The sequence below is a fragment of the Actinomadura napierensis genome (assembly GCF_039529375.1).
GTDB lineage: Bacteria > Actinomycetota > Actinomycetes > Streptosporangiales > Streptosporangiaceae > Spirillospora > Spirillospora napierensis.
This window is the reverse complement of record NZ_BAAAMR010000086.1, coordinates 30,647-40,763: the sequence shown is the minus strand read 5'-3', so window position 1 is coordinate 40,763 and position 10,117 is coordinate 30,647. Positions and strand designations below refer to the sequence as shown.

The 10,117-nt window shown below is 74.5% G+C and carries 10 protein-coding genes; 3 read left to right on the top strand and 7 right to left on the bottom strand.

The annotated features are described in order from the left end of the window. Window positions 1-2,784: cation-translocating P-type ATPase (locus tag ABD296_RS35905; protein ID WP_344277892.1), on the top strand; the 2,784-nt coding region annotated here is incomplete at its 5' end. A 21-nt stretch (window positions 2,785-2,805) separates the two neighbouring features. On the opposite strand, the gene ABD296_RS35900 is transcribed toward ABD296_RS35905, so the two are convergent. Continuing rightward, window positions 2,806-3,357 (bottom strand): DinB family protein, encoded by a 552-nt coding sequence (locus ABD296_RS35900; protein WP_344277889.1) that lies wholly within the window; start codon window positions 3,355-3,357, stop codon window positions 2,806-2,808. A 97-nt stretch (window positions 3,358-3,454) separates the two neighbouring features. On the opposite strand from ABD296_RS35900, the gene ABD296_RS35895 reads away from it, so the two are divergent. Both ABD296_RS35895 and ABD296_RS35890 read left to right on the top strand, forming a co-directional pair. Then, complete coding sequence (locus ABD296_RS35895; protein ID WP_344277886.1) at window positions 3,455-4,432, top strand: helix-turn-helix transcriptional regulator; 978 nt, start codon at window positions 3,455-3,457, stop codon at window positions 4,430-4,432. Window positions 4,433-4,594: 162 nt separating this feature from the next. Further along, window positions 4,595-5,299, top strand: a complete 705-nt coding sequence (locus ABD296_RS35890; protein ID WP_344277898.1) for a response regulator transcription factor — start codon at window positions 4,595-4,597, stop codon at window positions 5,297-5,299. Between the two features lie 21 nt (window positions 5,300-5,320). On the opposite strand, the gene ABD296_RS35885 is transcribed toward ABD296_RS35890, so the two are convergent. The 6 genes from ABD296_RS35885 to ABD296_RS35860 form a co-directional block, all read right to left on the bottom strand. Then, on the bottom strand, window positions 5,321-5,866 hold the full coding sequence (locus tag ABD296_RS35885) for a YceI family protein (RefSeq protein WP_344277883.1): 546 nt from the start codon (window positions 5,864-5,866) through the stop codon (window positions 5,321-5,323). Window positions 5,867-5,877: 11 nt separating this feature from the next. Then, window positions 5,878-6,807, bottom strand: coding sequence for an aminotransferase class V-fold PLP-dependent enzyme (locus ABD296_RS35880; RefSeq protein WP_344277880.1), 930 nt, complete (start codon window positions 6,805-6,807; stop codon window positions 5,878-5,880). A gap of 24 nt (window positions 6,808-6,831) precedes the next feature. After that, window positions 6,832-7,839 carry an ATP-dependent DNA ligase gene (locus ABD296_RS35875; protein ID WP_344277877.1) on the bottom strand — a complete coding sequence of 336 codons (1,008 nt, stop codon included), beginning with the start codon at window positions 7,837-7,839 and terminating at the stop codon, window positions 6,832-6,834. Window positions 7,840-7,933: 94 nt separating this feature from the next. Then, a complete protein-coding gene (locus ABD296_RS35870) occupies window positions 7,934-8,512 on the bottom strand; it encodes an STAS domain-containing protein (protein ID WP_344277874.1) in 579 nt (192 codons plus the stop codon). A gap of 120 nt (window positions 8,513-8,632) precedes the next feature. Further along, window positions 8,633-9,328: a GAF and ANTAR domain-containing protein gene (locus ABD296_RS35865; RefSeq protein WP_344277871.1), complete on the bottom strand. Its 696-nt coding sequence runs from the start codon at window positions 9,326-9,328 to the stop codon at window positions 8,633-8,635. 79 nt (window positions 9,329-9,407) lie between these two features. Further along, window positions 9,408-9,953 (bottom strand): GAF domain-containing protein, encoded by a 546-nt coding sequence (locus tag ABD296_RS35860; protein ID WP_344277868.1) that lies wholly within the window; start codon window positions 9,951-9,953, stop codon window positions 9,408-9,410. Window positions 9,954-10,117 lie beyond the last annotated feature (164 nt).

Sequence of the window (10,117 nt, the reverse complement as noted above, 5' to 3'; positions counted from 1 at the left end):
CCCGCGCGGCGCCGGGGCCGGCGGCCGGCGATCAGCAGCGCGGGCGGCCCGCTGCGCCGCGCCGCCGCGTCCTGGCAGGACCTGCCGCCGGTGGACGCGGCGTCCCTGATGGCGATGCTGGCCAACGGGCTGAGCGCCCGGCGGCTGGTGCACCGGCCGCTGCCCGCCCCCGTCGTCCGCGACGCCTGGCACGCCCTCACCGCCGAGGAGGCGGTCCGGCGGCTGTCGCGCACCGCGGCCGAACCCGAGGCGGACCGCGAACCGCGCCCGGCGGCGGCGCCGCTGCGCCGGATGCTCGTCCGGCCGGGGAAGGCGGGCCTGCGGCTGGCCGCCGCGGTCCGGCAGGAACTCGACGACCCGCTGACCCCGGTGCTCGCGCTCGGCGCGGCGGCCTCCGCCGTCGTCGGCTCCAGCGTGGACGCGCTGCTGGTCAGCAGCGTCATGGCGGGCAACGCGCTGATCGGCGGCGCGCAGCGGATGCGGGCCGAGAAGGCCCTCGGCGAACTGATGCTGGGCCAGCAGGTCCGCGCCCGCCGGCTGCGCGCCCGCGCCGTCGCCGAGCCGGGCGACGAGCCGTTCGCGCACCTGCGGACCGCCGACGCCGAGCAGATCGCGGCCGGCCGGCTGCGCGTCGGCGACGTCGTCCAACTGCGCTCGGAGGACGTCGTCCCGGCGGACGCCCGGCTGCTGTGGGCCGAGTCGCTGGAGGTCGACGAGGCCACGCTCACCGGCGAGTCCGTGCCCGTCGACAAGAACGTCGAACCGTCGCCCGGCGCCGACCCGGCCGACCGGCACTGCATGCTGTACGAGGGCACCACGGTCGTCGCCGGCAGCGCGGTCGCGCTGGTCGTCGCCACCGCCGAGGCCACCGAGACCGGCCGCGCCGCCGCCCTCGCCGGGACCGCCGACGCCTCGTCCAGCATGCAGGCGCGGCTGGCCGAGCTGACCCACCAGGCGCTGCCCGCCACGCTGCTCGGCGGCGCGGCCGTCACCGTCCTCGGCATGCTGCGCGGCCTGCCGCTGCGGCGCGCCCTCGGCTCCGGCGCCGCGGACGCCGTCGCCGCCGTCCCCGAGGGCCTGCCGCTGGTCGCGACCGTCTCGCAGCTCGCGGCGGCGCGGCGGCTGTCGCGGCTCGGCGTCCTGGTCCGCTCGACCCGCGCGCTCGAAGCGCTGGGCCGGGTCGACACCCTGTGCTTCGACAAGACCGGCACGCTGACCGAAGGCCGGCTCCGGCTCGTCCGCGCGGCCGGCCCGACCCGCCCGCACCCGCTCAGCGGCGCCGCCGAGCGGCGCATCCTGCGCACCGCCGCGCGCGCCTGCCCGCCGCCGCGCAGCCGGCAGGTCGCGCACGCCACCGACCGGGCCGTCCTCGACCGCGTCGACGCCCTGCCGCCGGACGACCGCTGGACCCTGGACGAGGAGCTGCCGTTCGAGACCACCCGCGGCTTCTCCGCCTCCCTCGGCGACGACGGGTACCGGACGGTCCTCGCGGTCAAGGGCGCGCCCGAGGTGCTGCTGGCCAAGTGCACCCGGATCCACGCCTCCGCGCACCGCGACGAACCGCTCACCGCGTCCCGGCGCCGCGCCGCCGCCGCGACCGTGCGGCGGCTGGCCGGGCAGGGCCTGCGCGTGCTCGCCATCGCCGAGCGGCCCGTCGCCGATGCCGGTTCGGTGCGCGGGCGGATCGCCGAGCACGTCGAGGACCTCGCGCTGCTCGGCTTCATCGGCATCGCCGACACCCCGCGCCCCACCGCCGAGGAGGCCGTGCAGCGGCTCGGCGACGCAGGCGTCCGCACCACCATGATCACCGGCGACCACCCGGACACCGCCGCGGCCGTCGCCGCCGAGCTCGGCATCCCCGACGCGGACCGGGTCCTCACCGGCGCGGAGCTCGACGCGATGCCCGCCGCCGACCGGATCGCCGCCGTCCAGCGGGCCGCGGTCTTCGCCCGCGTCTCCCCCGCGCAGAAGGTCCGGATCGTCAAGGACCTGCGGCGGGCCGGCCGGGTCGTCGCGATGACCGGCGACGGCGCCAACGACGCCGCCGCCATCCGCCGCGCGGACGTCGGCATCGCCGTCGTCGGCCGCGGCTCCGGCGCCGCCCGCACCGCCGCCGACCTCGTCCTCACCGCGCCCGACACCGCGCTGATCCTGGACGCGCTGCGGGAGGGCCGCGCGCTGTGGCACAGCGTCCGCGACGCCGCCGCGATCCTCGTCGGCGGCAACGCGGGCGAGGTCTCCTTCACCGTCCTCGGGACGGCCCTCAGCGGGGACGCGCCGCTCAGCACCCGGCAGCTGCTCGTGGTGAACATGCTGACCGACATGCTCCCGGCGCTCGCCGTCGCGATCACCCCGGCCGGCTCGGGACCCGACGCGGCGCCGCTCGGCGGGGAGCCGGTCCGCGGCTTCACCGGCAAGGACATGCGGCGGGTCCTCGCCGTGCGCGGTACCGCCACCGCCGCCGCGGCCCTGGTGTCCTGGCAGCTCGGGCGGCTGACGAGCCTCGTCCCCGGCGGCCGGCGCAGGGCGTCGACGATGGCGCTCGCGTCGCTGGTGGGCGCCCAGCTCGGCCAGACCCTCATCTCCCGCTGGCGCAGCCCGCTCGTCATGGCCACCTGCGCCGTCTCCGCCGCCGCGCTGTTCGCGGTGATCGAGACGCCGGGGATCAGCGGGTTCTTCGGCTGCACCCCGCTCGGGCCGGGCGCCTGGACGGTCGTCACGGCGTCGGCGGCGGCGGCCACGATCGGGGCCGCCGCCGCGCCGCGCCTCCTGCCCGCCCGCTGACGCCGCGCTGCGCTTCGCCGGTCAGCCCATGCTCTTCGCGCCGTCCAGGGACTCGCGGATGATGTCGGCGTGCCCGGCGTGCTGGAACGTCTCGGCGGCGACGTGCATCAGCACCAGCCGGGCCGACCAGGACGCGTCCTCGTCGAACCAGGGCGCCTTGGGCAGCGGCTGGGCGGCGTCCAGGTCGGGGAGCGCGGCGATCAGTTCCTCGGTCCGGCGCGCGGTCTCGTCGTAGGCGGCGAGCACGCCTTCCAGCGTCTCGTCCGGCAGCAGCAGGAAGTCCTCGGCATGGCGCTTGAGGTCCTCCTGGGTCATGGCGTTGAAGTCGGGCATGGCGGACGGCCCCTCCACGATGAAGTCCACCCAGCTCCGCTCGCACGAGGTGACGTGCTTGATCAGCCCGCCCAGGCACAGCTCGCTCGTGGTCGTGCGCCGCCGGGCCTGGTCATCGGTGAGGTCGCGGACGGTGAAGCGCAGGAAGTGCCGGGCCTTGGCCAGCAGCGCCAGCAGGTCGGCGCGCTCGCCGGTCATCGTCGGCGCTCCGTTGCGGGTCTTCTCGGCGGTGTCGTTCATGGGCCTGACCTCCAGGTCGTCTCGTTCCGTCGGACAAGGTCCACGCTACGGGCCATAGCGGTCACTTTTTGACCTGAATTGCGAGAGAATGGAGGTCATGGCCAACACGAGCACCCGGACGCTGCGGCTGCTGTCGCTGCTGCAGAGCCACCGGTACTGGCCGGGCACCGAGCTGGCCGACCGCCTCGGCGTCTCCGTGCGCACCCTGCGCCGCGACGTCGACCGGCTGCGCGAGCTCGGCTACCCGGTCGAGGCGCAGCGCGGCGTCGACGGCGGCTACCAGCTCGCCGCCGGCGCGGCGCTGCCCCCGCTCCTGATCGACGACGAGGAGGCCGTCGCCCTGGCCGTCGGGCTCCAGGCCGCCGCGCAGGGCCCGGTGGAGGGCATCGCCGAGCCCTCCGTCCGCGTCCTGGCCAAGATCGAGCAGGTGATGCCGGCCCGGCTGCGCCGCCGCGTCGAGGCGCTGCGGGCCATGACCGTGACCGCCGGCTGGGGCGGCCCGTCCCGGACCGACGTCGACCCGGCCGTCCTCACCACCGTCGCGCTCGCCTGCCGCGACAACGAGCGGCTCCACTTCACCTACACCGCCGCCGACGGCCGCCGCACCGACCGCCATGCCGAACCCCACCGGCTCGTCTCGCTCGGCCGCCGCTGGTATCTCGTCGCCTACGACCTGACGCGCGGCGACTGGCGCAACCTCCGCGTCGACCGGCTCACCGATCCGCAGGGCACCGGCGCCCGTTTCCGCCCGCGCACCCTTCCCGTCGCCGACGCCGCCGAGTTCGTCCGGACCCGCATCGACAGCGCACCCCGCTCCTACCACGTCGAAGTCCTCGTGGACGTCCCGGCCCGAGTCGCCCGGGAGCGCATCGGCCGGTGGAGCACGGTGGAGGAGATCGACGCCGAGCACTGCCGCGTGCACCTCGTCACCGACTCCCTGGAGTGGCCGGCGATGGCGCTGGGCACCCTCGGCGCCGACTTCCGCGTCCTGCGCCCGCCCGAGCTGACCGACCTGCTCCACGATTGGGCGACCCGCTTCCACCGCGCCTCGACCGCCCCCGGGACGCGCCCCTAGCGCAGGGCGGACCGCCCGATGCGGCGTCCCCGCCCCGCCGCCCGCCGCTAGGCTCTCCCAGTGATCGAAGCCTGGCCGCGCTCCCCCCGGGCCGCCGAAGCCCCCCAGCACCATCGCCTCGCCCCAGCCCCCCGCACCGCCGAGAAGGAGACCGCCGTGGAGATCGCCAACGACGGGCCGGCCCCGCTCGCACGGCGGGACCCGGTCGCGACCGCGCCCGTCCGGGTCCTGGTCGCCGACGACCAGGCGCTGATCCGCACCGGGTTCGCGACGATCATCGACGCCCAGCCCGACCTGGAGATCGTCGGCGAGTGCGGGGACGGCCGCGCCGCCGTCGACCTCGCCCGGAGGCTGGCCCCCGACATGGTCGTGATGGACGTCCGGATGCCCGTGCTCGACGGCATCGAGGCGACCCGCCTGCTGGCCGGGGCCGACGTGGAGGACCCCGTCAAGGTCCTCGTGGTGACGACGTTCAACCTGGACGAGTACGTCTACGAGGCGCTGCGCGCCGGGGCGAGCGGGTTCCTGCTCAAGGACGCCCCGCCGGCGCAGCTGCTGCACGGCATCCGCACCGTCGCGTCCGGCGCCGCGCTGCTGGCGCCCGAGGTGACGCGGCAGCTCGTCGGCAGGTACGCGGCGCGGATCCGCCCCGCCGACGGCGCGCCGGGCGGCACCGCGCTGACCCCGCGCGAGCTGGAGGTGCTCCGCCACATCGCCGACGGCCTGTCCAACAGCGAGATCGCCGCGGCGCTGGTCATCAGCCATGAGACCGTCAAGACCTACGTGTCGCGCATCCTCACCAAGCTCGACCTGCGCGACCGCGTGCAGGCGGTCGTCTACGCCTACCGCAACGGCCTGGTGACCTGAGGGCCCGCGCCGGGCGTCCCGTCACGGCCGCCGGACCGCGGTGACGTCGAACTCCAGCATGACCTTCGGCCTGACCATGGCCCTCGTCAGGGCGCTCCCGCTCACGCCCCAGTCCTCGCGGTCGATCGGCACGCCGCCCTCGAAGCGGACCCGGAAGCCGTCCGCCGGGTCGTCCTCGGCCTCGATCAGCGTGAACTCGACGGTGACCGGCCTGGTCACCCCGCGGACGGTCAGGTCGCCGGTGACCGCGAAGCCGTCGTCACCGGACGGCCTCACCCCGGTCGAGGCGAAGGTGAGGTCCGGATGGGCCGCCACGTCCAGGAACGTCCTGCACAGGTATTCGTCGCGGCGCCGGTTGCGCGTCTGGATGCTGCCCGCCCGGATGGTGAGCCTGGCGCTGGACTTCGACGGGTCGCCGCCGTCCAGATGCGCCCCGCCCTCGAACTCGTCGAACCGGCCGTACACCTTCGTGGTCAGCGTGTGCCGGGCGACGAAGCCGATCCGCGTCCGGGCGGTGTCCAGCACGTAGTCGCCGGTCAGTTCGCTGAGCGTGGTCACTGTCGTCATGCTTCGGCTCCTCAGGGAAAGAATTCAGGCCCGCCAGCACGACGACACAGGCGCTCGAATTGTGAGGCGCTCCCAGGGAGCCGGAGAACGATCGCCGCGACCGGGCTCGTTGTGGCCGTGCACCGCGCCGTGCACGCGTTCACCTTCTGACCCGCCACACGCGGGCGTCGGACGCTCGGTTCGCAGCTCAGATCAGCGCTGCGACGGCGGCGTCCACGTCGACTTCGGTCGTGTAGAGGTGGAAGGCCAGCCGTGCCGCGCCCTTGCGGACGGAGGCGCGGATGCCGGCCGCCGCGAGCCGCTCGGATGCGGTCGCGCACGGCCGGGCTCACGTAGCAGAAGGCGGTGCCGCGCGGGCACATCAGCCACTTGTACGCCGAGACGGCCAGGACGTCGAAGGACGTCGCGTCGACCGGGAGCCAGCCGACCGCCTGCGTGGCGTCGGCGACGACGAGCGCCCCGTGCGCCCGCGCCGCCGCGACGACCTCGTCCGCGGCGGCGACCTCGCCCGTCGCGGACTGGACGAGGCTGAACGCGACCGCGTCCGTGCGCTCGTCGATCGCGCCGGGCAGGTCGGCGGGCGGCACCGTGCGCACGTCGAGATCGTGGACGAGCCAGGGGAACAGGTTCGACGTCTGCTCGATGTCGGGGACGACGACGCGCGAGCCGGGCGGCAGCGAGGCCGCGACCGGGGCCAGCACCTGCGAGGCGGAGGCGCCCACGGCCACGTCGTCGGGCGCCGCCCCGACCAGGCGCGCGAACGCGGTGCGCGCGCGGCCGGTGGACCGGTCCCACTTGTCCCAGCCGTTGGCGCCGCGACGCCATTCGGCCAGCGCGCTCTGCAGCGCCTCGAACGCCGGTTCCGGTGGCACGCCGTAGCTCGCGGTGTTCAGCCATCCCGGCTCCGGGTCCCACATGCGTAGCGCTTCGTCCAGATTCACCCTGAAGAGCCTAGACGGGCGCGGTCACTCCAGATCGAGCCCCTTGGGGACGTCCGTTGGACGCAGCTCCGCTCGAATCCGGAGGTAGCGCACCGAGTGGCGCCAGCGGCCGTGCTCGGTCGCGGCGTCCACGCTGATCTCCGCCACGAGGTCGGGGACGACACGGACGTACGGGGTCGGCTTCTCGGCGCCGGGCATACCTCCGGCCCATCCCGCGGGCAGTTCGGCAGGCCAGGGATGCTCGTCTCCGGCCGGCCTCAGGAGGGCGGCCACCGCTTGGGCCGTGGCGGGGGTGAGCGGTGCGGAGCGGGCGACGACGCGCAACCGCCCGCTCTGCTCGTAGCGGCCGAGGATCAGGGTCTGGGGCGCGTCGATGCTTCCGGTGACGCCGCCGATGACGGCCTCGGTCGTGGTGCGGTGCTTGACCTTCCACCAGCCGCGCTTGCCCTCGCGGTACCGGCCGGTGGCGGCCTTGACGACCAGGCCTTCGATGCCCTGGGCGGGCAGGATCTCGAACCACAGCCGGGCCTCGCCGGCGTCGCGCATCTGCGGGCACAGGACGACCAGGGAAGCGTCCGGGACGTCGGCGAGCAGACGTTCGAGGGCCTCACGACGCTCGGCCAGCGGCCTCGGCCGGTAGTCGGTTCCGCCGGCTTCCAGCACGTCGAACACGACGTAGTGGCACGGCTCGGCCAGGGCGAGGTCGCGCCGCCGGCGTCCGGCGACATGGCGGCGCTGCAGCGCGGCGAAGTCCAGGCGCCCGTCTCGTCCCCAGCGGACGATCTCGCCGTCCACCACCGTTCCGGGCGGGAGGACGTCGAACACCGCCAGGACGACCTCGGGGAACGCATCGTTGAAGGGCTTCAGGCGCCGCGACCACAGGCGGACGCCGCCGTCCTCGTTGACGATCGCCAGCGCGCGGAACCCGTCCCATTTGGGCTCGTACCGGCAACCGCCCGGGCACGCCGACTCGTCCGGGATGTGGTCGATCGCCGTGGCCGCCATCGGGACGACCGGCCCACCGATGCGCATAGCCGCCCCCAGAAACCGGTTCGTGGTGTGCGGCTACCCGCCATCCCCGCGCCGACAGCACCGCGACCGGTTTCTTGAGAGGCCGATGGCCAGGTCATTGCGCGGGTGGAGGAACATCGGCGGCGACGGGCGAACCGGCGCGAGCACCGTCCGGTGAGCCGGTTGCGCGGTGTTGGCCGAGGTGCCGTCGGAACAGGGTGACCTTGGGGTCGCTTTCGGTGATGTGCAGGCGGGTGTGCAGGCCGGTGACCTGCAGGATGCGCAGTACCCGCGGATGCGGGTGGTACAGCCGCAGCTGGCGGCCGCGGCGGTCCAGGCTCTGGTGGGCCCAGACCATGACGGCCAGCCCGCTGGAGTCGGTGAAGGTGAGCTCCGACAGTTCCAGCAGCAGCCGGTGCGGGTCGTGCTCGTTGAGGACGACGGCGATGTGGCGGTGCAGGCCGGCGGCCGTGGCCACGTCCAGTTCGCCGTGCAGCCGCAGCACCGTCGTACTGCCGTCGTGGTGGACGCCGATCTGCAGCGGAGCCGGTTCCGGGTCATGGTGACCTGCGCCGGTCGGGACCGGTGCCGGTGCCGTCCGAGGCGCCTGGCCCGGCGACGGCGACCTCGGCGGTGGCTTCGATGAGGCGTTCTGCGTCTGCGATGGTGCGGGACGGCGTCGTGCAGTGGTCATGGGCCCTCCGGGAGCGGTGCGAGATCTCCGGGACCGGGCGGGGGTCAGGGGCCGGACCAAGGTGGATCGGATCGGATGGGACAGGCTTCGGGGCGTGTCGGTCAGGTGGGGTGCCGAGGGTCAGTGGACGTCGTCGCCGAGTATCTCGGCGGCCAGATCGGCGACGCGGCGGCGGCTGTCGCGGGCCTGCTTGCGCAGCCGGTTGAAGGCGGAGACGGCGTCGATGCCGTGGGTGGCCATCAGGTAGCCGATGGCGCGCTCGATGACCACGCGGTAGTCCAGCGCGTACTGCAGTTGCGTGGCGGTGACGCTGTTCTCCTGGGACGACAGCGCGGCCGTCACGAGATCGGCCGCCAGACCGGCATAGGCGCGCAGCGCGGAGATGTCGGAGTCGTCCCACTCGGCCGGTTCGGAGCGGTACACGTTCAGGGTGCCGACGGGGCTGCCGTTCAGCCTGATCGGCACCCCGGCGACCGCCCGCACCCGCTCGTCCAGCAGTTCCACCAGCTGGGGCCAGCGGGCGTCAGAGCGCACGTCCTTGGTGGTGACCAGCCGGCCCTCGACATAGGTGTCGTGGCAGGGGCCCTGTTCGGCGTCGGCCTGGGCCTGTTCCAGGGACTTCCCGACCTCGTCGGAGGCGGCCACGAACATCAGCCGCTGGTGCTCGTCGATGAGCATGATCCCGGCGCCGTCGTAGCCGAACAGCTGGTCGACCGAGCCGACGATCCGCCCCAGCGCGCGGACCACATCGGTGTCGTGCGGGGACTTGCGCAGCTGTTCCAGGCTGGTGCGCAAGGCGTCGGTGTTGATGTGCATCAGACCCCTTCGGGGGTGTTCGGGAGCGTCCGGCGACGTCGAGGTGCCGTGACGCCCTGAAAGTGAACGCGGGCGGACGTCACCGTTCGCGGTGCTCGCGGGCCGCTGCCGCGAGGCCGACCAGCAGGTCGGCGGCGGTCTCGGCCAGGTGCTCGCCGACGGCGATGTGGTCGCTGGTCCAGCGGCAGGGTGTGCGCCGGTAGAAGTTGAGCGCTCCGGTGGCGGTGCCCTCGACGTGCACCGGGATCGACAGCACGGCCCGCACCGAGGCGGCCCGCCGCGCCAGCCGCTCGTAGCCGGCGCCGCCGTGCCGCCGCAGGTCCGCGACCGCGACCGGACGGTCCGCGGCGACAGACTCGTGCGCCGGCCCCGACTGCTCGGACTGCTCGGCGTACTGCAGCTCCAGGCCCTCGGCGCTGGACCCGCCCACCGCCCGCAACCTGCCGTGCCCGTCGGCCAGCATCAACGCCACGCCGTCGGCCTGCGAGATCACGGTCATGGACTGCAACGCCCGCGACACGCCTCCCGCGGCCATCGCCAGGCCGGCATCGGGCCGGCCGGCATCGGGCCGGCCGACATCGGGCGGGTCGTCGCGGGAATGGCCGGTGGCAGGGTTGTCCGCCATGATCGCTTCCTCGGATTGTCGAACGGATCGTCCGCGGACGCACGGCGGAACTCCACGCCACCCTACCCAGCCGATCAGAGGAGAAACGACCCGCCGCGGGGCGTCGAAAACGCCTGATCCTTGGCGAAACCGAAAACCGGACCGGTCGATCGCATGACGGTGGC

Excerpts from the sequence above, each read along its gene's own strand:
- ABD296_RS35900 (WP_344277889.1), bottom strand. The coding sequence starts at position 3,357 with ATGAACGACACCGCCGAGAAGACCCGCAACGGAGCGCCGACGATGACC.
- ABD296_RS35895 (WP_344277886.1), top strand. The coding sequence starts at position 3,455 with ATGGCCAACACGAGCACCCGGACGCTGCGGCTGCTGTCGCTGCTGCAG.
- ABD296_RS35885 (WP_344277883.1), bottom strand. The coding sequence starts at position 5,866 with ATGACGACAGTGACCACGCTCAGCGAACTGACCGGCGACTACGTGCTG.
- ABD296_RS35875 (WP_344277877.1), bottom strand. The coding sequence starts at position 7,839 with ATGCGCATCGGTGGGCCGGTCGTCCCGATGGCGGCCACGGCGATCGAC.
- ABD296_RS35870 (WP_344277874.1), bottom strand. The coding sequence starts at position 8,512 with ATGACCACTGCACGACGCCGTCCCGCACCATCGCAGACGCAGAACGCC.
- ABD296_RS35865 (WP_344277871.1), bottom strand. The coding sequence starts at position 9,328 with ATGCACATCAACACCGACGCCTTGCGCACCAGCCTGGAACAGCTGCGC.
- ABD296_RS35860 (WP_344277868.1), bottom strand. The coding sequence starts at position 9,953 with ATGGCGGACAACCCTGCCACCGGCCATTCCCGCGACGACCCGCCCGAT.